This window comes from Limnothrix sp. FACHB-406 (assembly GCF_014698235.1).
In the GTDB taxonomy this organism is placed as follows: domain Bacteria; phylum Cyanobacteriota; class Cyanobacteriia; order CACIAM-69d; family CACIAM-69d; genus CACIAM-69d.
In genome coordinates this window covers 60,387-84,933 of record NZ_JACJSP010000021.1, presented here as the reverse complement: position 1 = coordinate 84,933, position 24,547 = coordinate 60,387, and the positions used below count along the sequence as shown (strand labels likewise).

The following is a 24,547-nucleotide window of genomic DNA, read 5'->3' as shown; positions in this document are numbered from 1 at the left end:
GCTACTAGATAAATTGCGATATTTGCAAGTTGTACTCGGTCGCTATGGCTCAATCAGTCATTGGAGCTATGATTTACTGCCAGAAACTCTTGTTGCCTAGAATATGAAGTTTTGTGTTTAGATTCAACACTTCTGCGGATATGTCTGTTTCTCAAATTGTAGAAATTCACATGGAGTTGATGGATGCCCTTGCCACTCAACTCAAGCTGGAAGGACGCAGTGAAGAAATTCTTCTAGACTATCGGCTCACGCTCATTGATATCATTGCCCACCTGTGCGAGATGTACCGACGCTCCATCCCTCGCGAGTGATGGGCCCTAATTGATCATCTAACAACACAGCGCTTGCGAATTATGCGAATCAAATTATGCGAATTAATAGATCTGTGCATCGAACAATCATCAAACAATTTTGGGCAAAGGGCGAAAACGCGGCTAGCCACTTGCAATCACTCTTGTAATTCATTTTTAAATTACTGCTTTTAGATCACGCTCAGAAATAATTTTTACGTCATTTTTTAATCAAATTATCATTGATCTTCGTCAAGAATGAAGGCTTCATAGATTAATTGATTCAAATCAGGAAACTTAAGAATATTTTCTGATTACCATTTGACAATCGGGTTATTATATTAAATAAAATCAAGTTCCATGATCTTTGGGCTATTGTTCGTTTACAAGTTGGCCAAGAGCTGCTCCAGAAGTTCTAAGATTAATGCTTTGATTTTTCTGGTTTCTCCCGGTCAATCGTTGTCGTCGCAGTTGGCATCGAGCCATTTTCGCGTTCCTTCTCACGTTCTGAGTGCAGGTGACCCTATCCGGTTCAAGAGTCAATTTGACCAGTAAGTACAAGCTGTCAACAGAAGATTTCGGCATATTTCGACCAAACTACCATCAAGCTGCCATCAGACTGCCATTGATGAACTGAATTTTGAGGATGATGACTGGAGCGTGGTCTGCTCGATAACAGATTGGGAGTAAGTTTTCCCCAGCCCTTGGGGAGAGTCCTGTGATTGGCATGGATCTGATTCCGGTTTTAGGGACTCCGGTGACCTTGCATTCTCAACGGGTCTTGTATTTACCCAAATTCCCGTGGACAGAACTTCCTAAACTCAACTCGTTGTATTGCTTATGAGTCCCCTCAAAAAAACCTACGTTCTCAAGTTATACGTAGCAGGAAATACTCCCCATTCAGTCCGTGCCCTGAAAACCCTGAAGAATATTTTGGAAGATGAGTTTCAAGGGGTTTATGCGCTGAAGGTCATCGATGTGCTAAAAAATCCCCAACTTGCTGAGGAGGATAAGATTTTAGCCACCCCAACCCTTGCAAAAATTCTGCCCCCGCCAGTGCGGAAAATTATTGGCGATTTGTCCGATCGCGAGCGGGTGTTGATTGGTCTCGACCTGCTCTATGAAGAATTGGCGGATGATGAGGCTGAATACTAGAATCAGTAGGGTTTTGCGATGGATCGTGGGATGCTGTTTAGACTCCGAGGCGATCGGGAACGGCAAAACCAACCCCCAAATGCCCGGCGGGTGGGTTCGCTCCGGTGCATCGGTTGCATCGGTGTGCCGCGATCGCGGGCCCCACACCCCGATCGACTGCCCCATCTAGCCCCAATCAGGTTCGATCCCTGTTGCGTTTAGCATTGTGCTCGGTATCATGCTCGGCAATTGAGCCTCTCCATTTGGCAATCTGGATCTGCCCCTTGGTGATGGTTAACCCCCAGGGGCCATGCCCGATCGGGTTAGGGGCCCCAATCCTCAGACACCATTCCCATTCCCTGGCTTTCCATTCCCTGGCATTTCCTTGGCACTGATGGCTGAATGACTGGCTACTCCGATAGCGTTGATTCCTTAGGAAACAGATATAAACAGATATCACTATGACCGGTGTTCAAAAAATTCGGACGATGATTGAGGGCTTTGACGACATTAGCCATGGCGGGCTGCCTGTCGGTCGAGCAACACTCGTAAGCGGAACATCTGGTACTGGGAAAACGCTAATTGCGATCCAGTTTCTTTATAACGGAATTGTTTATTTTGACGAGCCGGGCATCTTTGTCACCTTTGAGGAATCGCCCGCCGACATTATCAAGAACGCGGGCAGTTTTGGTTGGAATTTGCAACAGTTGGTCGATTCGGGAAAGCTGTTTATTTTGGATGCTTCTCCGGATCCAGAAGGGCAAGATATTGTTGGCAATTTTGACCTGTCAGCCCTGATTGAGCGCATTCAATACGCCATCCGGAAATACAAGGCCAAGCGGGTTTCGATCGACTCAATCACCGCCGTTTTTCAGCAGTATGACGCGGCTTCGGTGGTGCGTCGGGAAATTTTTCGATTGGTGGCCCGCCTGAAGCAAGTGGGCGTGACCACCATCATGACCACAGAGCGAGAGCGGGAATATGGCCCCGTGGCGCGGTTTGGGGTTGAGGAATTTGTGTCGGATAACGTGGCGATCGTCCGCAACGTGCTGGAGGGGGAACGCCGTCGCCGCACGATCGAAATTCTGAAGCTGCGGGGCACAACCCACATGAAGGGAGAATATCCCTTCACCATCACCAACCAAGGAATTAGCATTTTCCCGCTGGGGGCCATGCGCCTCACTCAGCGATCGTCCAACGCGCGGGTATCGTCCGGGGTGCTCACCCTCGACTCCATGTGTGGCGGCGGCTTCTTCAAGGATTCGATTATTTTGGCCACAGGCGCAACCGGTACGGGCAAAACCCTGCTGGTTAGTAAATTCATTGAAGACGCTTGCCAAAATGGCGAACGTGCCATCCTCTTTGCCTACGAAGAATCGCGGGCCCAACTCTCTCGAAACGCCTATTCCTGGGGCATTGATTTTGAGGATTTGGAAAGCCGTGGGTTGCTCAAAATTCTCTGCGCCTATCCGGAGTCAGCGGGCTTGGAAGATCACTTGCAGATCATCAAGTCTGAAATTGCTGAGTTTAAACCCTCCCGCATCGCGATCGACTCCCTTTCGGCCCTGGCGCGGGGGGTCAGCAACAACGCTTTCCGCCAATTCGTGATTGGGGTGACGGGCTTCGCCAAGCAAGAAGAAATCACCGGTTTCTTCACGAACACCACCGACCAGTTTATGGGATCCCACGCCATCACCGATTCCCATATTTCCACCATCACCGACACCATTTTGATGTTGCAGTATGTGGAAATTCGTGGGGAAATGTGCCGGGCCATTAACGTGTTCAAAATGCGAGGCTCGGAACACGATAAGGGCATTCGCGAATACACCATCAGCCGCAACGGCCCAGAAATTCGCGACTCGTTCCGCAACTACGAAAAAATCATCAGCGGTTCCCCTTCGCGGGTCAGCGTGGACGAAAAAACGGAACTGTCGCGGATTATGCGCGGGGTTCAGGAAAAGTCCACGGACTAAGCAATAGACTAATCAATTCAGGACGAGACTCACTCAGAATTAACAGAGTTCAACTCAGAGTCAACAGGATTAAGCATCAGGATTCACGGAATTAAACGGAATTAAGCAGACGAATGTAGGGCAAGATCTGGCAACCTGAAACTTTTTGCCAGACTCCTGACTCCTGTAGCCTAGGGGGGAAAGAGGCTCTAGATGACTGAGCCGAATTATGGGCTGCTTTATCGCATCACTGTTTGTCACACTGACCCAGCAAGGGCGGCGGTGGTTGCACCATCGCTGTGTTCGTTGGTGGCTGTGGGTGGGGGCGGCGATGATTGTGGCCACGATTCCCGCTTGGGCTGTGCAGGCGTTGACGTTGGATCAGGTGGATGCGATCGCCTCGCAAGTCACGGTGGTGATTGCCCAGGGGCTGCAAAAGGGAGACATTGAACAGCGCCAGGAATGGAATCCGGGGTCGGGGGTGCTGGTGGCCCGGGAGGGGCAAACCTACTACGCCCTAACGGCGCTGCATGTGGTGCGGACGCGGGGCACGGTCTATGGGGTGCGCACCAGCGATGGTGAGGTGCATTTCATTGATGACGAAAGTGATCCGAGCAATATCATTCCCCTGGGCAATGAACAGGATGAAATGGGTTCCGCGATCGCGGGGATGGATTTGGCCCTGGTGCGTTTCACCAGCAATCTGGATTATCCCGTGGCGGTGATGGGCAATTCCCGGCGGATGGGGCGGGGCGATCGGGTGGTGGTGTCTGGCTGGCCCAATCCCGAGGACGACAGCGCCCGCCGTGAACGGATTTCCAGCTCTGGGGCCTTGGTGGCCATTTCCCCCAGTCCCTTAAGCGATGGGGGCTATAGCGTGCTCTACGACAACCTGACTCGGCGGGGAATGAGCGGCGGCCCGGTGCTGAATGGGGATGGGGAGTTGGTGGGGATTCACGGCCGCGGTCGGGGTGACTCCAATGGTTGCAACCAAGGGTTGCTGGGGGTGGATGCTTCGGGAAATGATTTGGGGCGATCGCTCGGTCAAGCCTTGGAAGGAAACACCGATGCGAGCTGTGGGATGCAAACGGTACATTTTCTGAGTGCTGCGGAGGCGGCCCGCATCGTGTTGGCCTATGAGGATCCGCCCGTGGATGAGCAGTTGATTGCACGCGGCTTGGCTCAAAAGCCCAAGGCAGACACGGTGGAGGACATCTACGCGGCGTTTACCTTTGATGTGCGATCACTCCTGCGCGATCAACCTTCGGGGGGGTGCGGCAGCGTGCTGTTAGGTGATCCTTGCGATCGACCTTTCTAGGCTCAACTTCCGCGCGAAATCGTCCTGAAGGAATGGGCCTGTGATAGTTTCGATCCGAAATCCATACCCGAGTGAAAGCCCCTGGGGTTAATCAACGGTTGATTAGGGATTGCAGCAGGGGCGATCTGCCTGTGGTGTGTAAAGGGAGTCTGGGCAGGATGACGGCAGCAGCAGCGTTAGCAGCAGAAACAGATTCAGAAGCGGAAACCAAGGCGGCGACGGCCATTCCGCAGCCCAACATGCACCCATTAGGGCATCCATCAAGGCATCAATCAGGGCATCCATCAAGGCATGAACACCCAGTGCATGAACACCCAGTGCATGAACACTTGATCGGGGCCATCACCTCTTCAGGGCGATCGCAACGGGCAGACGGGAACCGGTGGGTTACTGGATTCCTGTTCAGGGCCATGGTGGGATCGGCCTTGGGATCATCCCTATTGGGAGCCTTGGGAGTGCTGGTGGGACTGGTGGCGGGAGCCAGCGGAGTTGCGGCCCAAACCCTGGAACCGATCGAACCTGTGGGAACTGAGCTGAGCGCCCCCGAAGCCGAGATCCCCGCCCAAGCCCAGGTCACCTCCGTTTCTGCCCTCAGCGATGTGCAACCCACCGATTGGGCATTCCAGGCCCTGCAATCCCTGGTGGAGCGCTACGGCTGTTTGGCGGGCTATCCCGATGGACTGTTTCGAGGCGATCGGCCCCTGGGCCGGTTTGAGTTTGCCGCTGGTTTAGCCGCTTGCTTAGAGGCGATTCAAACCCAGCTCGATCGAGCCACCGATGCCGCAGTGCAACGGGACGACCTGGCCGCCCTGAGCAGCCTGCAAACGGAATTTCGATCGGAACTGGAGCAGCTCACGGGACGAGTCAACCGCCTGGAAGCCACCACCACCCGCCTGGAAAGTCAGCGCTTTAGCCCCACCCTGTTGATGGGGGGCGAAACGATTTTTGGTCTGTCGGCGGCCGCGGGCGACAATCCGCCCGGTGATAACGAAAATCCCGCCACCTTTGCCCACTTGACCCGCTTGCAATTTGTCACCTCCTTCACGGGGAAGGATCGGCTGCGGCTGCAACTGGCCACGGGCAACCTGGGCAACAACGGCTATGCCAGTCGCCAATCCTTGGGCACGGATATGGCCCGCCTTTCGTTCCAAACGGATTTGGACAACAACATCCAGTTAGACCTGTTGGATTATCGATTTGCGGCCTGGGGCGATCGGGTGGTTTTGACCCTGCGGCCCGTCGGCTTTGACCTCAGCAGCGTCCTCACGGCCAACTCGCCCTTTTTTGACACCGGCCGCGGGGCCATTTCTCGGTTCGCGGAAGGCAGCCCCCTGTTTAAGCTGGCGGCCCTGGATGGGGGTGTGGGGGCAGATTGGCTGCTATGGGAGCGGGGGCGGCTGCAATTTGCCTACGGCGCAGGCAACAGCGCTCGATCGGATCAGGGCATCTTTGGGAGCGATCGCAGCGCTTGGGGAGTGCAACTGCTGACCAAACCGGCGGCCACCTTGCTCACGGGCATCGCCTACATCAACGCCTACGACGATCGGGGCTATCTCAACACCTTCACCGGCAGCCTCAACGCCGACCTGTCCGGCAAGCTCGATTCCCCGGCCCAAATCCACGGCCTCAGCGGCACATTGCAATGGCGGCTCTCGGAAGCTCTCACCCTGGCGGCCTGGGGAGGCTGGGTTTGGACCAATTACATTGATCGGGAAGCCACGGCCTTGTCCAACACCTATGCGGTGTCCTTAGCCTGGTCAGATCCCTTTGGCCGCGAGGGCGATCTTTGGGCCTTTTTGGTGGGTCAGCCCCTGCGCTTGGTGAAAGGCACGGGCGATGTGGAAGATGATTCGGGCCAGGGAATGCACCTGGAAACCTTCTATCGGTTTAAGGTGGGCGATCGAATTTCCATCACCCCCGGTGTTTTCGTGGTCACCCAAGCGGAACATGAGGCCGATCGCGGGGCGATCGTGGTGGGAACTATCCGCACCACATTTCGATTCTGATTATTTAAGTCGTCTTGGTCAGGCCCGTTCAAGCATCGCCTCAGAATCGGGCAACCGCCCAGCCTTGGGTTACGGGCCTGCGTATAGGTATGCAAATTAACCGGATTCCCACGGAAAAACCCTGGGTAAATTGATAGGGGACAGTTGAGATCGGCAGATTCATTCAGGTGCAATCCCGATTCAATTTCCCTAGCACAGGCCCACAGAACCACAAACAACACCACCAGCAGTGGCAGTCCCGAGCGGAATCGGAGACATTGGAAATGCAGACTACCGTTAACAGGTTCAGTGACCGGGGCTAATCATCCAGTTCCGTCGCTTAGTCATGCATGATCACATGCTCAATCGTGCGCCATTTGGGCCACACCCTAGTAGCGTGCCAAGCTTATTTTGATAGGTCAAATCAAATGACTGTTACCGTCACCAGATCGTTAGGCAGCAAGGGGCTTAAGCCCCTTGTTACCGCGACTGGCTCCGCAACTTTGACCCAAGAAATTAAGGCAGCCGCGCCACTAGGTTGTGTCGCGCATAATTTGGGTCGCGCATAATTTGAGTCGCACATTACTGGAGTCACGGTCACACATTATGTGGTCACTCAATATGACCAACTATTGTGGGGTCATGCCTTTTCAAGCCATGCACTGTGGGGCCATGCATTCATTGAGTTCTGCATTAGCTATGCCATTGAGCGATCGAGTCGTGAGTAGGATTCTGGGTGGTTGATTCGTCATGCAGCACGTTCCATCAAAACCCATTTCGGCTAAGCCACGGTCTCGATCGGCGCGGGGCAGTCAGTGGGATGCATTCGTTTTCCTTGAGGTGTTCGACAACGAGGGCGGCATCCAAACCTATAACCAAAATTTGTTGACGGCCTACGCCTGTGTGGCGGAACCGAACCGCCGCGGCCGGGCCTGGATTTTGCGCGATCGCCCCATGGCTAAACCCCCGATCGGGGAAGGGCGTTTGGAATTTAACTGTTTTGGTGGGGCCAAGTCCCGGGCGATCGGGCGGTTGCAAATGCTGGCCAGCCTGGCCTGGAATCTGTGGATTGCGCCACCGCGCCAAGTGTTTTGTGGCCACATCAACCTTGTTCAGGCGATCGCCTGGATTTGCCAGATTCGGCGCATTCCCTACACCGTGCTGACCCACGGCAAGGAAGTTTGGGATCCCCTCTCGCCTCCGGCTCGCCGGGCCTTGCAGCGGGCCGATGCCCTTTGGATTGTTAGTCGCTATTCCCGCGATCGCGCCAGTCAGGCCAACCAGCTCAATCCCGATCGGGTGGATCTGATGCCCTGTCCGGTGGATGGCACGGTGTTTCGGCCGGGGCCCAAACCGCCAGAACTGTTGACGCAGTATGGCCTAGCCGATTGCAAAGTGCTGATGACCGTGGCGCGGCTCTGGCCGGGCGATCGCTACAAAGGGGTGGATGTGACCATTCGGGCCCTGCCACTGATTGCCCGAGCCGTGCCCAACGTGAAATATCTGGTGATTGGTCGCGGCGAAGATCGCCCGCGATTAGAAGCCCTGGCCTGCGAGATGGGCGTGGGCGATCGGGTCGTGTTTGCGGGTTTTGTGCCCACGGAGGCCCTGCCGGACTTTTACCGAGCCGCCGACCTCTACGTCATGCCCTCCCAAGAGGGATTTGGCATTGCTTATCTGGAAGCCATGGCCACGGGCGTACCGGTCATTTCCGGCGATGACGACGGTTCCGCCGACCCCTTGCAGGATGGTCGATTAGGGTGGCGGGTTCCCCACCGGGATTCGGAGGCCGTGGCCCGCGCCGCCATTGCTGCCTTGACGACCAGGGGCGATCGCCGTTGTGATGGGGCATGGCTGCGGCAAGAGGCCCTTGGCCTGTTTGGGGTGGATGCCTTTCGCGATCGCCTGCACCAGCTCCTGAACCGCAGTCCACAACGCGGCCCTCGCAAACCCTAGGTTCAGGGAAACCTCGAATTCTCAATCTCGCAATTTTCGATCGCCCCATTCTCAATCTCGCAATCTCTTGATCGCCTGATCGCCCCATTTCGATCGCCCAATTCCTAAATCTCCGAAATCTCTGAACCCTGGATTCGCCCAATTTTTCGATCTTCAAGCCCTCGATTTTCCCAATCTTTCGATTCCCCAATGTTGTGCTATGGGCGCTTTATCCCCGGAACCTCTCCCCACTGAGTCGCCAGCTTCAGAAACTCCAACTCCAGCTAACCAAACTCCAGCCAGCCAAACTCCAAACTCAGCAACACCAGACTCACCCACTCCAAACGCCCAAACTTCCGAGTTCCCAGGCCCAGAAACCAACGCGCGGGAACCCTTAATTTCTGCGATCATTTGCACCCACAATCGAGCGGAATATCTGGGCGGGGCGATCGATAGTCTGCTGAGCCAAGATTGCGGTGCAACGCTCCCCTACGAAATTGTGGTGGTGGACAATGCTTCCACCGATCGCACGCGGGAAGTGGTGGAAGCACGCCTGATTCACCCCCGCTTGCGCTACGTTTACGAATCGATCACAGGCTTGTCTGTGGCCCGCAATGCCGGAGCCAAAGCCGCCCGCAGTCATTTGCTCGCCTATTTGGACGACGACGCAGAGGCCAGCCCCCAATGGTTGCGGATGCTCTACGAAGCATTTGCCCAAAACGATCGCCTGGCCATTGCCGGGGGGCGCGTTACCCTGCTGTGGCCCCCGGGGCGATCGCGCCCGCGCTGGCTTTCCGATGGCATGACTGAACCCTTGGGAGCCTATGATTTGGGCGACCAGCCGATCATCATTCACAATCCGGGACAAACACCGCGCGGCTTGAATTATGCAATTCGTCGGTCTTTTCTCGATCGGGTGGGCGGTTTTGACCCCAGCCTAGGGCGCGTGGGGAAAAAACTGCTGTCGAACGAAGAACTAATGATGACCGAACGGGCGATCGAGCTGAACTGGCAAGTGGGCTACATTCCCGCCGCCCACGCCGCCCACAACGTTGCCCCAGAGCGATTGAGTCCCCGGTGGTTTTTAAATCGCGCCTGGTGGCAAGGAATCAGCGAGTGCTATCGCGAACAACTGGCCGGGCGGGCGGGTTTGCGTCAGTTTGGCTTGGCGGGCGATCGGTTCCTGCGGGGCCTCTGGAAAGCCCTCCGCCACTGGCGGGATCCTGCCATTCGTTTCGACAACCTGGTCTATGCCTATGGTCAGTTGGGCTACCTGTGGGCCATTCTTCGCACCCTCATGGGTCGTCAGGCATTATAGGCTTGGCCCCGTGATCATCGTCGATGTTCCCGTTCCCAATCACTCCTAAAATTCGCTCGATTCGGCTTCGTTTTTCGCTAAATTCCCCCTGTCTCCGCCATCCGCTGCTGTCTCACCCCCCTTCAGCATGACCATTCATCCGCAACAAATCACCAGCAACACGGTTCCCGTTTCCGTGCTCATTCCGGCCAAAAACGAAGAGGCCAACCTGCCCGCCTGTCTCGAAAGCGTGGCTCGGGCCGACGAAATTTTTGTGGTGGATTCCCAAAGCGACGATCGCAGCGTTGAGATTTGCGAAAGCTACGGCGCAACCATCGTGCAATTTCAGTTCAACGGTCGTTGGCCCAAAAAGAAAAATTGGTCGCTGGAAAATCTGCCCTTTCGGAATGAATGGGTTTTGATTGTGGATTGTGATGAGCGAATTACCCCGGAGCTATGGGACGAAATTGCTGAGGCGATCGCCCGTCCCGGTTTTGCAGGCTACTATCTCAACCGCCGCGTCTTTTTCCTAGGGAAATGGATTCGCTATGGGGGTAAATATCCCGATTGGAATCTGCGACTGTTTAAGCATCAATCGGGGCGCTACGAAAACCTGGGAACCGAAGAAATTCGCAACACGGGAGACAACGAGGTTCATGAGCATGTTTTGATCAACCCAAGCCATGGCCAAGTGGGCTATCTCAAGGAAGACATGCTGCATATTGACTTCCGGGATATTTACCAATGGCTAGCTCGCCACAATCGCTATTCCAATTGGGAAGCCCAGGTCTATTTAAACCTATTAGAAGGGCGCGGCAAAGACGGAACCTTGAAGGGCAATCTGTTTGGAAATGCCGTGGAACGGAAGCGGGCCCTGAAGCGGCTGTGGGTACGGTTGCCCATGAAACCCTTCATTCGATTTGTGCTGTTTTATATTATTCGGTTGGGATTTTTGGATGGTTATCCCGGTTATGTGTATGGCCGGTTGCTGAGTCAGTATGAGTTTCAAATTGGGGTTAAGCTCTATGAATTGCGCAAGTCGGGCGGGCAGTTAAACCAACAGCAAAAACCCAAATCCAGTCCCCGATCGGCTTCGTCGTCAATCCATTCCTGAGGCATCGCCTATGACTGTGCCCCATAATTTTGAGCGGGCAACCCAATCCTATGCCCACCACGATCGGGTAAATCCTGTGGTGACCGATGAGCCAGCTTGGTTTGATCTCAGTCGCTATGATCAATCTTGGTTCGATCGGGGGCGGCCCGGCTGGTTTATTTTGTTGTGGTGGTTCATTCAAGGTACTTTGTTTCCCCTCTCTCCCCACCCGGCCAATGGGTTTCGCTGTTGGTTATTGCGTTGTTTTGGGGCAAAGATTGGTAAGCGTGTGGTGATTCGATCGAGCGCTCGATTTACCTATCCTTGGAAAGTAAAAATTGGTGATTGGTCTTGGGTTGGCGATCAGGTCACGTTCTACAGTCTCGATCGCATTGAAGTGGGTTCCCACTGCATCATTTCCCAAGGCAGTTATCTTTGCACCGGCAGTCATGACATTCGAGATCGCGCCTTTGGGTTGTTGGTGGAACCGGTGGTGATTGGTAATGGCACTTGGGTCGCAACGGACTGTTTTGTGGCTCCCGGCGTGAGCATTGGCGCAAACAGCATCATCGGCGCAAGAAGCACAGTGCTGATGAATATTCCCGCTCGATCAATCGCTTGGGGAAATCCTTGCAAGCCTCAGCGAGCGCGATCGCTCGATCGGGACCAGTCATCCTCCACAGTTCCATCCCAATAGGCACTGATTAATTGAGATTAATCAATATCAATCGATACCCAATCACCCAGCAGATCAAGTTTGCTGATTGAACGAATCAACACCCATCGAAGCCAGCAGTAATTCTGCCCCGTAACGCACCGGATCCGCACAGGGGCGATCGGTCAAGGCCGCCACCCGATCGCACTCGGCCCTTGCTTCCGCATCCGACAGGTGAGCCGTGTTTAGGGCGATCGCTGCTACAGGCGCTGCTGCATAGGTTCCGGCTGCTCGTGCCACCGCTTCGTAAAGGGCCACCACGTCCGGTAATGGCGGAATCGGGCAATGGGGCAAATCTCGCAAATGAGCTTGACCAGCCCGATGCACCAAAATTAAATGGGTGGGCTGCGATCCCCGCAACAACGGCAAGGTGGCCGTTGATCCCGGGTGCAGCAACGATCCCTGGCCCTCGATCGCCAACAGATCCCCCTCACCTAAGCCCCCCGCGTCTTGGGCCGCCTGCAACAGGGCCCGCTCCACCGCCCCCGCCGCAAAATCCACCCGCACCGCATCCAGGGCCACCCCCTGCCCGGCAATCATCAACCCCGCTTGACCCGTGCCCACAAAATGCGCTTGTCGGCCCTGGCGGCGGGCTGCTCGGCACAGCTCCAAGGTGGTGGACATCTTCCCGATCGCCATATCTGTACCCACGGTTAAAACCCGCACCCCCGGCAGCAACCGCGCCAACCCCGACCCGATCGTCAGGCCCGTTGGTTCCACCCGCACATCCCAAATCCATTGCCCCGGCTGTTGGCAAGCCACCCAATCGGGCGCTTGACTGAGGGGACGATGCAGACCATTCACCAGGGAAACCCCAGCCCGCAGCGCCTCCTTCAGTTCCGTTTCCCATTCGATCGGCAAAATTCCCCCTGAAGGCGCAATCCCAATCAGCAACGTATCGACCCCTAGGGCGATCGCCTCCTGCGCACTGGCCACCACGGGAACCGGGCGATCGATCCCCGTTAAAGCAACCAGACTGGCACCGGCCGCATCGCGATCGATCACCGCCACCACCTCCGCCGCGCTGTAGCGCAAGAAGGCGAGCCCCGTTTTGCCCCGTGGGCCCCGCAGTCCCTCATGCAACAAAACCCCTACCCGTCGCCCCGCCAAGCGCGGATTCAGAAAGTCCATTGATATTTCTCAACTACGGATGCTTGGACTGGTTTACTGAACTGGTCTACTGGCTTGGTTTTTCTAAACCAGCATGTTGAATTGAGTCATTTGCTGGGTTTGAGCTACAGCAAAAGTCGATCGCTAGCGTTCAATCCAGGGCACGGTGCGCAACCATTCCCACACGCCCGTATGTCTTCGTTGGGTCACATTTTGGCTATGTTCTGCAACGGCCATTTTCAAATCCTCAGGGCTAAATTCATAGCCCAACCGACAGGCCACATCGGCAAATTCTTGGGGCGTTTTCACAGACTTGAAATATTGTCGAATTTGTTCGCTTTGGGCAGCGGCAATTAAGAAGCGATCGGCATTGTCGATAGACATAACTCAGCACCGAAAAGACACCAAAATGGATGACCCTTGAGGCCTCTGGAACACACCTTTGGAAACCACCCGAGGGAAAGACCCGAGAGAAAAACCTTAGGGACAAAACAACGTGTCGCGCGTGGCCCGGCCCGTCACTGGATTCACCCCATCCGCCACCGCACAAAGCTTGTCTAAGGTGTCCGATCGCAACAACACATCGGTAAAGTCCGCTCCCGTGATTTTGACACCGGGAATATTAATGCTGGCGGCGAAGGCTCCTTCTAACACCGCGTTGGTCAAATTTGCATTGACTAACCGGGCTGAATCAAGGGTGGAATTTCGTAAGTTTGCACCGCTCAAATCTGCTGATTCTAAGTTTGCGGCAAAGAAGCGAACCCCTTCAAGATTAGCGTTATGAAAGTTTGCTTCCCGCAGATTGGCTTTGGTGAAGTCATCATCGCGGAGATCCTGATTGGAAAAGTCTGCACCCACCAACGAGAATCGGTTGTAATTTTCTGCCCAAGCGGGTTCCGCCAATCCACACCAACTAGCCAGCAAGGTTAGCCCCAAACTCAATGCCAGCAGTGGCAGTACAACCCATCGCCGCCAAGCCCGACGAATTGCAGGGGCGATCGCCCTGACTCGATCGGGATGAGCATCAAGATTTCTAGGCTGAGTTCTGTCGGCTTGCGTCATTTGCACAGGAATTTTTAACATCACTGAAAACTCCCAAGTTCAATCTCTATGTACAAGATTCTGCCTTTCATGAATTATTCACAACGACCAAAATCAAAGGTTTCAAGCATTAATCTCGAATCAGAGATTTGAGCCATGAAATGCCAACTTAGACTTGGTTTGCACTATGCAGGCAGTTTCTAGGAGATTACCAAACCTAGGGATCAGAAACCAAGCTTAAATTAATCAAAGAATTGTGACTCGATCGCCCTCAACATGCCAAGGGAAACTAAACGGTCTCAATCTTAGATCAGCGCCCCATCGCCACCAATCTTTGCTTGAAGACACCCGATCGCTAGACTGCAAACGGAGGATGATTCACGTAACAGCGATCAATAACGATCAGTAGCGATCAACTCAGGATTAATGCAGGATTATTCACCCAGGCGAATCAATTTGATGATCATCTCGCTAGAGCAATTGACTTGAAAACAATTCACTCAGGTTCATTCACCGAGGGTCAGCAACTCAGAGCAATTAACTCAGGGGTGCAAGCTCCGGTGGAAAATCATCATCCGTTGGGAAAGGCAGGGTTTCATCAATCATGCCCTCGGACGGTTCATCGTCCACGGGGCCAAGGGGAATAAACTCCTCTTCTTCATCTTCTTCAGTGCTTTCGCTAGCCACAAGCACAACGGTGATGTTGTCACGACCGCCGCGATCTTTGGCCGACTGCACCAGACGTTCCACCAACTGATCGAGCTGGTGGGCCGAAGGCATTTGGCAAAGATGATGCAAGATTTCGGAGTCGGATAATTCCTCCGTGAGACCGTCACTACAGAGCAGCAGTTGATCCCCCAATCGGAACTCAAGGGGATAAATTTCCACTAGCTCCAGCTCTCGCCGTCCCAGGCATTGCATCAACACATGTCGCCAGGGGTGCGATCGGGCCTGTTCTTGGCTCAGGTCGCCGCTTTCAACGGCCCGGGCCACCCAGGTGTGATCTTTGGTCAGTTGCAATAGGTGTTGCTCCCGCGATCGATAGAGGCGCGAGTCACCCACATGCACCTGCCACCACTGATCATCGCGATGCATAATCGCCACGATCGTCGTGCCCATTTCGGCCCGTTCCGGATGGCGCACTTGGTCATCCAAAATGGCATCGTTGGCTTTCTCGATCGCCACTTCCAACAGGGCCGGCGAGGAAGCCTCTGATTCCCAAGCTTGCAGGATCACTTGGCTAACCACTTCAATTGCAATGCGGCTAGCTTCCTGTCCGCCCGCATGGCCGCCCATTCCATCCGCAACGATGAATAACCGACCTTCAGGATCGACAAACAAATTATCTTGATTGACACTTCGCAGCATTCCGCGATCGGTCAATCCCGAGGCTCGAAACTTCATGGGCGAACGGGACGGGGGTAGAACAGGGGCAATCAGGATTGGCAGCCAACCGAACGCTGAGCGCGGGTGGCAGCGATCGCGGTCTATCGAGCTTGGTTTGCCATGGAGCGCGTCAGAGAATAAGGGGTGTCACCCCTCAAACCCCTAGAGCTTTAGAACATCTTCTCATAGCGATCCATCCGCCGCAGCAAGCGCAAGAGGGCGATTGCGGGGAGGAGGCCGATGCCACCGGGAATCACCGCAAACCATCCGTATCCTGTGCCCACCAAGATGGCACTACAGAGGGCAAAGCTACCAGTCAGGATTGAGTAATTGGTGGCCACTTGGGCGTTGCTCAGACGACGCAATACGCGATCGGTTTCCGTGGCCCGCACTCGCAAGCGCAGGTCACCCCGATCGAGCTTTTCGATCGTGTCATCAATGCGACGCGGCAAACCCAAGGCCGTTGAACTCATTTGCGCTGCCTGGCGACCTAACTCGCCCAGCAAGTCTCCGGCAGCCTCCGGTTGATTTCCATTCATCAGTTGCATCGCATAGGGTTTAGCGACCTCCATAAAATTAAACTCAGGATCTAGGCCCTTGCCTACCCCTTCCAAGGTTGAAAATGCCCGCATCACGAAGGTAAATGTCGCCGGGAACCGAAAAGGCTGGCCGTAGGCGATTTCATACAGATCATCGCTGATGGCGGTCACGGACTGGGTTTCAAAGGGTTTGTCCATGAAGTTGTCCAGCATGTACTGGATCGATCGGCGGACGGGCCCCGTGTCTCCGGTCGGTTGCAGCGCCCCCAGCGCAATCAGGGAGTTCATCACCCGTTCACCATTCTTTTGGGCAATGCCAAAGAAGGTTTCCATCAACCCCGTGCGCACATTGGCATTAATCTGCCCCATCATCCCGAAGTCATAGAAAATCAGCGATCCATCTGGACTCACCGCCAAGTTCCCCGGGTGGGGATCCGCGTGGAAAAAGCCCCCTTCAAGGATTTGCTCCAGGTAGGCCCTGGCTCCTAGCTCGGCCAGGGTCGATCGATCAAGGCCTGCCGCTTCCAGGGCCTCGTAGTGGCTGATTTTGATGCCGGGGACATATTCCAAAACAATCGTCCGAGGTGAGCAATAGCGCCAAAAAACCTTGGGTACACGCACCCAATCCGCATGGCGAAAGTTCCGCCGGAAGCGATCGGCATTGCGTCCTTCGTTTAGGTAATCAATTTCCTCGTACAAAATCCGGCAGCATTCTTCATAGATGCCCAACCAATCCCGACCGGGGCCCCAACGGGGATGGTTTTGGAAATAGCGAGCAATGCCCTTCAGAATGGCCAAATCGATTTGGAACAGCTTTTTCAGGCCCGGGCGCTGCACCTTCACCACCACTTCTTCGCCCGATCGCAATTGAGCCTTATGAACTTGGCCCAAACTGGCGGCCGCCAGAGGAATGGGGTCAAAGCTCTGGAAAAGTTCCTGCACCGGCTTGCCCAAGTCTTGGCGAACGATCGCTTCCACTTGGTCATAGCCAAAGGCCGGTACGCGGTCTTGCAGCTTCGACAGTTCCTCCACATATTCCGCAGGGAACAGGTCAGCGCGCGTCGAAAACAGTTGACCCACTTTGATGAACGTGGGCCCCAACTGGAGCAGCGTATCGCGCACCCAAATGGCCTGTTGGCGGCGGCGGGCCTTTTGTTTGGCCTCCGTCATGCCTCCGCGATAGCTCCAGGGCTTGGTATCAATCCAAAGCCACAACAGCCAAAGGGTGACAAAAGTCCAGATATCAATAAAGCGGCGGGGGCGGGAGTACCGCTCGCGGTTCCATCGGTAAGCTTTGCTGTCGTACGTTTTCACCCTCGACTCCGTGCGGTGCGTCTCGACTCTAGCTTGGGTTGGCTTCGCTGCGGTATTGCTTAATCTCTGACCTGAGGCGGGCAATTTCGGCTCGCAGATCATCGAGTTCAGCTTGCACATCGTCGCCGCCGGAAGCGCTGCTGCTGCTGGTGCGTCCGTTGGTGGCGGCGGCTTCGGCCTGTTGGGCCCTGGCCAGGGCCTCTTCAACCAGTTGGCGCAGGTTTTCCCGCTGTTCGGCATCGAACTTCCCAAGCTCGCTCAACCAATCGGTGGCAGTTCGCTCGATTTGTTCGTTTACCACTTCAGCGATCGCGCGACCAACAAAGAAGGCATGGACAAGCGGGTTACTCATGAAACTCGCGGGTGAAAGTACTGGGAAGGCGATCGGGGATCAGGAGGTCAAGCGTTAGTTGAGAGCTAGGGTGCGCGCATAATCGCTTTTAGGCAATGCCGGAGCGGGCTACCGCGACCGCTCTGAATTATAGCGTGGTGGTTTTGGGCTGGCAGGTTTGGCATGAGCAGTTTAGGGCTGGCTGGGGATTCGCGCCTGCGGCTTAGTCAGGGATCAAAATTAGGGATCAAGATCAGGGATCAAGATCAAGGGCGCAGAACTCGCAGCCAGGGTATGCCATGCCCTTAGGGGGTGCTGCTGCTGTCTGGGGCGGAACCACTGCCAGCGCTGCCCCCGTTGCTAGCACCGGATGCCCCGCCGCTGGCTGGGGCGCTGGAGCTGCCACCGCTGGGGCGACGCTCAACGGCGGCCGGCTCCGGCGCGGGGCGGCGCTCTGTGGTCGGTCGGCGTTCTGTGACGGGTCGCGGCTCGGGGTTGGCGGGGCGATCGGGCGCGGGGCGGGTTTCTGAGGGGGCTGAGTTAGTGGCCGGCTCGGGGGCGCTGGTTCCCGACGGTGAGCGATCGACCGTTGAACCGCGATCGCCTGAATTGGATCGATCGGGGCGATCGGGACGATCGGTTGCTGGGTTGGCCGTGCCCGAATTGTCACCGGAGGGATCTACCAGCGGTGTGCTGTCGGTCGGTGGCGCGTTGCCATCAGGATTATCCAAGGGACTGGGGCTGGCCAGGGGCGCGCGATCGACGGTGGACTCCGCTGGTCGAGGGTTGTTGCGCACGGGCCGCTCGATCGGGGCAATGCGTTGGCTGCGAATCGCCGCTGAACTATCCCGGTGAGGATGGCTGCGAATTTGCTGCAGCACTAGGTCAGGAATGCTGGGATCGGCTGGATCCAACTCCTGTTCAGCGGTTTTGGAGACCGGCCAACCTTCACGCGGCGGGAAGGACTGCTCTTCTCCCGCCAACCAGTTCAGGATTGGGGGGGACTCGAACCGAATGCCGAAGAGGTTCATTTCGCCGGATCGCACAACGGCCACCGCTCCCGCGCCAAGCATGGAAGCACAGGCAGCGGTAACCAAAAACAAGGGAGCAATCCAGCGGCTTCGTTGCGGTTGGGGAGAAGAAGGGTTCAAAGCAAACCTCGGGGCATCGGAGAGGGGTGGATGCCGCTTCAACTCTTAAGAATAAGTCAAGAGTTTTTCTTTCGTAAAGATTCACAACAATTGCGGCCCTGACCCTGGGTTGCGATCGCCCCCGAAGCCTCAGCCCACCGGACTTTGTGGCGGATAGTGGGTTTTCACCCAAGTGATCGCTTCGGTGCGATCGCCCACCAGCCGATCCAAACAGGCTCCCCGCAACTGGCCCAAAATTTCTCGAAATTGCTTACCCGGTGCATAGCCCAACTGTTGCAGATCCTTGCCATTCAAAGGGCTGGTCACTTGGCTCAGGCGGGTGAGGTATTGCCAAATTTGCCGCCGTGTTACCCGATCGCTGTGGAGACTGACCAACAACAGCAGCGGTCGGCTCCAGGATTCCAAGACCCGCACTTGGTCGCTGGGGCGATCACATTGGGCCAATTTTGCGGGCAAGGTGGTTTCCGCGATCGCCAGTTGCTCGAGCCGTTGAATGCTGGCTTCGGTGAGTTGTAGGCGGCGTGCCACCTCAGCTCGATCGCCCGGGGCCAAGCTGGCCAACAAGGTTTCCAGCAACAGTTCCCAACGATGGAGACCGGCTACCGCCCGATCGTCCCCCCAAGCCAACACCCCGGCCGCCCAAACCCAGGCCACCCACCGCGCCGCCTGCCGAAGCGATCGGGTCAGTTTCAGCGTAGGGTGAATGCAACGTAAGGCCTCCAGGCGATCGAGCAAATCCAGGGCCGGCAACCAAAAATCCGTCTGCAAAATATATTTCAGCTCGGCTTTCAACCGAGTTTCCAGGGCAGGTTGACGGCGCTGCCCCTCCAGCGGCGACAGTTGAGCCATGGCATAGCGGATGTAGCGCTCTGTTTGGGTTTCGATCGTGAATCCCAATTTGACCGCAAACCGCACCGCTCGATAGATCCGCGTGGGATCCTCAATGAAGCTGTTGGCATGGAGCACCCGCACCAGCCGATCGCCCAAATCCACCATGCCCCCAAAAAAGTCCAGCACCTCACCGGGATTGGGTTCCGTCAGCCGCACCGCCAACGCATTCACCGTAAAATCGCGCCGATACAAATCCTGTTGAATAGAACTGGCTTCCACTTCCGGATTCGCCGCTGGATAGGGATAAAACTCCGTGCGCGCCGTGGCAATGTCCACCCACAGGGAATCGAACAGCGGGTCTCGATGCCACAACAGGGCGGCCGTTTGAAATTGCCCATGGACTTGTAAGCGCACCCCGGGATAGTCCTGGGCCAGAGCTTGGGCCAAGCCCACAGCGGCTCCGGTGTCTGGCGCAATGGCTGCTGAGGCCTCTGGAGGATGCGCCCGGGGTTGATGGCAACCATCCACTACCAAGTCCAAATCCGACAGGTGCAGCGCCTGGGCCGCGTCACTCAGGAGCAAATCGCGCACCCCACCGCCCACCAGGTACAGTTGCCAGCCCTTGGCCTGGGCCAAAGCCGCTGCCCGATCGAGCAGTTGTCGCAAGGGCGGAGTGAGCCGCGACAGCAGGGGGCAAAAATTCCCGATCGCCTCGATCGGGTCTGACAAGGCATGGGTGGGCTGTTGCTGTCGATCGCGATGGAACCGGCGCAACACATCGGTACGGGTCACAATCCCCACCAGTTGCCCCCGATCGAGCACCGGGAGCCGGCCAATGTCATAGGTCACCATCAGGGCTTCGATGGCCGCTAGGGTCGTTTTCGGGGTGATGGTTTTGAGCTGGGTGGTCATGTAGCCCTTGACGGGGGCATGGTGAAACCCGTGGTGCAGCGCAATGTCCAAATCTCGCCGGGACACAATTCCCACCAACTGCCCACCCCGATCGACCACGGACAGGCCGGAATGGCCATAGCGCAACAAAATCCGCTGGGCTTCGTCGATCGAGGTTTCCGGCAAAATCGTCCGCACGGGTGACGACATCAAATCCCGCGCGATCGGGGGATGGGGCAACTGAGCCGCAAAGGCCGCCATCAGTGATTTCAACAAGGTCGTCGCCGGTTCGATCGGCTCCGCTGGCTCTGAATCCCAATGCACCGTACCCGCCGCCGCTTGGGCATGGCCACCCCCCCAAGGAGCCAACAATGCTCCCCAGTCCGGGCCCACCAACCGCGATCGCCCCACCAGAGACAGCCGCTGGCCACGAGACCCCTCTCGGGTGCTGTAGAGCGTGCCCAACAGCAAACTATCGGCCCCGATCGTATCCACCAACCGCGAAGCCACCGTTGAAAGACCGGGCACGTATTGATCCGCCGTCAGCAACACCCAGGTTAGGCGGGCCCCGGCCACCACTTGGGTTTGTTCCGGGTGGCCATGCACCTGGTCGATCGCTTCGGCCAACAGCCGTTGCAACAGGGGCGACAAACTCGGATCCAAATAGGTGGCAATGGCGCTGACGCTGGCTCCTTGGGCCATTAACCAAGCCAGGGCCGCCGCATCCCGCGCCGTTGCGGTTTCATAGGTCAAAGATCCGGAATCCACATGGATCCCCAAGGCCATCACCGTTGCCTCAGCCGGTGTGAGGGGCCGCTGCAAGTCGCCAGCCCGTTGCAATTGCTCCACCATCAGGGTGGTGGTGGCCCCCACCGCTTCGATTTGTTGTTGGGTGGCGGGAATATCTCCCACCGCACCCAAATGATGGTCATAGAGGGCGATCGAGTTTAGCTGGGGCAAGTCCAGCCATTCCGCCAACTTCCCCAGTCGATCGCGCTGTTGGGTATCCACCACCACGAGCGATCGAATCCGCTTCGGATCCACCGATCGCCGCTCAATCAAAGGATACTCATCACGATGGAGCGCCAAAAACGCCTGCACTCCCGGATGCACGCCACCCGCCAGCACAATTTTGGCCCCCGGGTGCAGGCAGGCCCAGCCCACGGCCGCCCCCAGGGCATCAAAATCCACCGTCATGTGGCACAACACGAGATCCATTGATTGCAGCCCATCCCGAAATCGTTATTGGCCCTGATGATTGCCCTTTTGGTTATGGGCCCCTCTAGCTCAGTTTGCGCCCTAAAGTTTTCGCCCTAAAGTTTGCGCTCTAAGTGGGCAATGAGCTGATCCGCCTTCATAAACCCTTCGATTCGATCAATCGCCTGGCCATCCTTGAACAAAATCAGCGTCGGCAAGGCTGTCACCTGGTGTTGAGTTGCCAAATCCGGGTAGCGATCGGCATCAATCTTCACCACTTGCAGGTGATCATGCAGCCGCACGCTCACCTCCTCCAACACTGGCGACAACAGTTGGCAAGGGCCGCACCAAGTGGCATAAAAGTCCACAAGAACGGGTTTTTCAGCTTCCTGAATCATGGCATCAAAACTCGTGAATTCTTTCGATGTCGCCATAGCTCTCCTCCTAAGGCAGGGGTAATTATTTAGAGAAAATCCCAATGATCGCAATGAATGATCGCAATAATTGATGATCGCAAGTCCCAAGCAAACCCAGTCGATCGCCACTCCATTTTTGGGTCAAATTGGCCAAGATTGATCGAGTGGTTCTCAATTTCTCATTTCAATTTCTCATTTAAGATGAAATCGCGAAAAAACCGAGAGAACATCGGCTTTAAATGGCTTGGAACCTGAAAATTTCAGCGCTACAATGGAACCGATTTGCCCCTGTTGATCGAGGGCTAATCAAGCTTAGACTGAGAATTAATCATTCACGCGATTCGTTCGCAATCAATTAAGGCGAAAGTTTGAGAGCAAAGCCAAGGGCCAGAGCATTTGACCGTCTTGCTCCAATCATGATCAGGCAAGGGGTTTAAACCCCTTGTCCTACCCCTTGGCCCAGCACTTGTTCCATCCCTTGTTTTGCCCCTTGTCCCACGATCTGTTAAGGGCAAAGTTCGAGATGATGATTGACGGATGGGCCTAATCAATTAGGTCTGATCAGTTGGGACTGACTCAGTGTCGCCTTGATGGTTGAATGGTTCGGTGATCCTCGTTCGATCCTGGTTTGATCCTGTGCGGAGCTTGGCACAATGACCCCCAGCGCTGAAATTATTTGTGTCGGCACTGAGCTGTTGCTTGGCGACATTCTTAATGGTAATGCTCAGTTTTTGGCCCAACAACTGGCGGCATTGGGCATTCCCCACTATTACCAAACGGTGGTTGGCGACAATCCCCAGCGCCTGCAACGGGCGATCGCCACCGCTTGCCAACGATCGCGCATTTTGCTGTTTACGGGTGGCCTGGGCCCCACGCCCGATGACCTAACCACCGAAACGATCGCCCAGTTCTTCGATGTGCCCCTGGTGGAACATCCGGCCGTCATTGCCGACATTGAACAAAAATTTGCCCAGCGCGGCCGCACCATGGTTCCCAGCAATCGCAAGCAGGCTCTGCTGCCGGCTGGCGCGGCCATTTTGACCAACCGAGTGGGCACGGCTCCGGGCATGATTTGGCAACCGGTTCCGGAGTTGTTGTTGATGACCTTTCCCGGTGTGCCCAGCGAAATGCGCACCATGTGGACAGAAGTGGCCGTGCCTTATCTGCGAGATCATGGGTGGTCGCGCCAAACGATCGTCTCCCAAACCCTGAAGTTTTGGGGCATTTCCGAATCGGCCTTGGCGGAACGGGTGGCGGACTATTTAGCCAGTTCGGATCCAACGGTGGCTCCCTATGCCAACCGAGGATCGGTGAAGTTGCGGGTGTCGGCCTGTGGAGCAACGGCGGCCGAAGCCCTGGCCAAAATTGAGCCGATGGTGGCGCAAATTCGCGATCGGGTGGGGCCCGATTGCTATGGCTTGGATCAGGATACGTTGCCGATCGTGGTGGGTCGATCGCTCCAAGACCGAGGCGAAACCCTGGCGGTGGCGGAGTCCTGCACCGGTGGCGGTTTGGGGCAGTTGCTGACGGCGGTGGCCGGCAGCTCCGCCTACTTCCTCGGCGGCATCATTGCCTACGACAACCGAATCAAAACAGCCCTGTTGGGGGTTTCGGCGGAAACGTTGGATCGCTTCGGAGCCGTCAGCCACGAAACAGCCAAGGAAATGGCGATCGGGGCACGAGATCGCCTCGGCAGCACTTGGGCCATCAGCATCACCGGGGTGGCCGGGCCCGGCGGCGGCAGCGAGGCAAAGCCCGTGGGCCTGGTCTATGCGGGCATTGCCGGGCCCGATGGGGTCACCACCCATGAAATGCGCCTCGGGATCCAGCGCGATCGGGAATGGATCCGCCACGTGAGCGCCTGCACTGCTTTGGATTTTCTGCGTCGTCGCTGGCTATGAGGTTGGCCGATTTGTTGTCCGTTTAGTCCGCTTAGATTGGGGGTTGCGAGTTGGGCCGCTGCGCGATCGACGGGTGCAAGCTGGTTTGCGAGATGGGGTGCGAGTACCGGGCGATCGACCTCGGGCTTGGCTGGTCGATCGCTTGGCCCGGCGGGCGCGTCGCTTTTGCCAAGAGCTGAGATGATCCGTTGCAATATGAGACAGGGCCCCCACCTCCAGCCCCACAAAACCCGCCACCAAAAACGGGAATTGATCAACCCACAGCCATTGACCGATCGCCCGGGTTTGGGCCAAGGTGACCGCCTCAAAGCTGGCATAGCGATCGGCCCCACCCAACAGGGAAAACCCGATCGCCGCCAATCCCAACAGCAGCAACCATCCCAGCCCCAGGGCGATCACCAAATACAGCACCCGTAAGGTCGTGCCAATCAGCGGCCCGTGAGACCAGGTGGAGCGGTGGCGAATCAGTTTTTGGTAAGGAATCCAAATGATACGCAGCGGGCCCCAACGTTGGAATGGGTGCGATCGAATATCCAGGTCTGGGCTGAGCCAATAGCCCCCCACCACACAGCCGATCGCGCTCGCAGCCGCCAACCCGAAATCCGTCGTCACCCCCAATCCCACCAAGAACCAAATCCCGGCCGTGTTGATCGTGATTCGATCGTGAACCAATCCGGCAGCCATAGGGGCAGGGCACAAATGCTGATAACGAGAGCA

At 56.2% G+C, this 24,547-nt stretch carries 20 protein-coding genes and 1 pseudogene; 11 read left to right on the top strand and 10 right to left on the bottom strand.

Annotated elements, in window-relative coordinates; translation table 11 throughout:
* Positions 1-134: 134 nt before the first annotated feature.
* The 10 genes and pseudogenes from H6G53_RS16450 to hpsU all read left to right on the top strand — a co-directional run.
* Positions 135-311, top strand: a pseudogene (locus H6G53_RS16450) (circadian clock protein KaiA); the annotation flags it as partial.
* Positions 312-1,130: 819 nt separating this feature from the next.
* Positions 1,131-1,445 (top strand): circadian clock protein KaiB, encoded by a 315-nt coding sequence (gene kaiB, locus H6G53_RS16445; RefSeq protein WP_099532183.1) that lies wholly within the window; start codon positions 1,131-1,133, stop codon positions 1,443-1,445.
* Positions 1,446-1,470: 25 nt separating this feature from the next.
* Positions 1,471-1,614 (top strand): hypothetical protein, encoded by a 144-nt coding sequence (locus H6G53_RS16440; RefSeq protein WP_190527080.1) that lies wholly within the window; start codon positions 1,471-1,473, stop codon positions 1,612-1,614.
* A 271-nt stretch (positions 1,615-1,885) separates the two neighbouring features.
* Positions 1,886-3,400 (top strand): circadian clock protein KaiC, encoded by a 1,515-nt coding sequence (gene kaiC, locus H6G53_RS16435; protein WP_099532182.1) that lies wholly within the window; start codon positions 1,886-1,888, stop codon positions 3,398-3,400.
* Positions 3,401-3,608: 208 nt separating this feature from the next.
* Positions 3,609-4,697, top strand: a complete 1,089-nt coding sequence (locus H6G53_RS16430) for a serine protease (protein WP_199291642.1) — start codon at positions 3,609-3,611, stop codon at positions 4,695-4,697.
* Positions 4,698-5,014: 317 nt separating this feature from the next.
* Positions 5,015-6,703: an iron uptake porin gene (locus tag H6G53_RS16425; protein ID WP_190534792.1), complete on the top strand. Its 1,689-nt coding sequence runs from the start codon at positions 5,015-5,017 to the stop codon at positions 6,701-6,703.
* Positions 6,704-7,432: 729 nt separating this feature from the next.
* Positions 7,433-8,638 (top strand): glycosyltransferase, encoded by a 1,206-nt coding sequence (locus H6G53_RS16420; RefSeq protein WP_099532180.1) that lies wholly within the window; start codon positions 7,433-7,435, stop codon positions 8,636-8,638.
* Positions 8,639-8,837: 199 nt separating this feature from the next.
* The gene (locus H6G53_RS16415; protein WP_190534789.1) at positions 8,838-9,935 is read left to right on the top strand and encodes a glycosyltransferase family 2 protein; all 1,098 of its coding nucleotides are present in this window, start codon (positions 8,838-8,840) and stop codon (positions 9,933-9,935) included.
* A gap of 127 nt (positions 9,936-10,062) precedes the next feature.
* Entirely contained in the window at positions 10,063-11,028 is a 966-nt protein-coding gene (locus H6G53_RS16410) for a glycosyltransferase family 2 protein (RefSeq protein WP_099532178.1), read from the top strand.
* Positions 11,029-11,038: 10 nt separating this feature from the next.
* Complete coding sequence (gene hpsU, locus H6G53_RS16405; protein WP_190534787.1) at positions 11,039-11,704, top strand: hormogonium polysaccharide biosynthesis acetyltransferase HpsU; 666 nt, start codon at positions 11,039-11,041, stop codon at positions 11,702-11,704.
* Between the two features lie 54 nt (positions 11,705-11,758).
* On the opposite strand, the gene H6G53_RS16400 is transcribed toward hpsU, so the two are convergent.
* The 9 genes from H6G53_RS16400 to trxA all read right to left on the bottom strand — a co-directional run bounded on the left by H6G53_RS16400 (position 11,759) and on the right by trxA (position 21,947).
* Positions 11,759-12,853 carry a DUF1611 domain-containing protein gene (locus H6G53_RS16400; protein ID WP_190534783.1) on the bottom strand — a complete coding sequence of 365 codons (1,095 nt, stop codon included), beginning with the start codon at positions 12,851-12,853 and terminating at the stop codon, positions 11,759-11,761.
* A gap of 123 nt (positions 12,854-12,976) precedes the next feature.
* Positions 12,977-13,216 carry a Nif11-like leader peptide family natural product precursor gene (locus H6G53_RS16395; RefSeq protein WP_099532175.1) on the bottom strand — a complete coding sequence of 80 codons (240 nt, stop codon included), beginning with the start codon at positions 13,214-13,216 and terminating at the stop codon, positions 12,977-12,979.
* 96 nt (positions 13,217-13,312) lie between these two features.
* A complete protein-coding gene (locus H6G53_RS16390; RefSeq protein ID WP_242030775.1) occupies positions 13,313-13,915 on the bottom strand; it encodes a pentapeptide repeat-containing protein in 603 nt (200 codons plus the stop codon).
* Between the two features lie 495 nt (positions 13,916-14,410).
* Entirely contained in the window at positions 14,411-15,277 is an 867-nt protein-coding gene (locus H6G53_RS16385; protein WP_099532174.1) for a PP2C family serine/threonine-protein phosphatase, read from the bottom strand.
* Positions 15,278-15,429: 152 nt separating this feature from the next.
* The gene (locus tag H6G53_RS16380; protein WP_347343107.1) at positions 15,430-17,112 is read right to left on the bottom strand and encodes an AarF/ABC1/UbiB kinase family protein; all 1,683 of its coding nucleotides are present in this window, start codon (positions 17,110-17,112) and stop codon (positions 15,430-15,432) included.
* A gap of 28 nt (positions 17,113-17,140) precedes the next feature.
* Complete coding sequence (locus H6G53_RS16375) at positions 17,141-17,464, bottom strand: DUF6825 family protein (RefSeq protein WP_099532172.1); 324 nt, start codon at positions 17,462-17,464, stop codon at positions 17,141-17,143.
* A gap of 284 nt (positions 17,465-17,748) precedes the next feature.
* Complete coding sequence (locus H6G53_RS16370) at positions 17,749-18,594, bottom strand: hypothetical protein (protein WP_190534781.1); 846 nt, start codon at positions 18,592-18,594, stop codon at positions 17,749-17,751.
* Positions 18,595-18,723: 129 nt separating this feature from the next.
* The gene (locus H6G53_RS16365) at positions 18,724-21,534 is read right to left on the bottom strand and encodes a CBS domain-containing protein (RefSeq protein ID WP_190534778.1); all 2,811 of its coding nucleotides are present in this window, start codon (positions 21,532-21,534) and stop codon (positions 18,724-18,726) included.
* Positions 21,535-21,629: 95 nt separating this feature from the next.
* Positions 21,630-21,947, bottom strand: a complete 318-nt coding sequence (trxA, locus tag H6G53_RS16360; RefSeq protein WP_099532169.1) for a thioredoxin — start codon at positions 21,945-21,947, stop codon at positions 21,630-21,632.
* A gap of 635 nt (positions 21,948-22,582) precedes the next feature.
* Between trxA and H6G53_RS16355 the strand changes: the two genes are divergently transcribed.
* On the top strand, positions 22,583-23,830 hold the full coding sequence (locus H6G53_RS16355) for a competence/damage-inducible protein A (RefSeq protein WP_190534775.1): 1,248 nt from the start codon (positions 22,583-22,585) through the stop codon (positions 23,828-23,830).
* Here H6G53_RS16355 and H6G53_RS16350 read toward each other — a convergent pair.
* Entirely contained in the window at positions 23,825-24,514 is a 690-nt protein-coding gene (locus tag H6G53_RS16350) for a metal-binding protein (RefSeq protein ID WP_190534772.1), read from the bottom strand. The two genes, H6G53_RS16355 and H6G53_RS16350, sit on opposite strands and share 6 nt — an antisense overlap.
* Between the last annotated feature and the right edge of the window lie 33 nt (positions 24,515-24,547).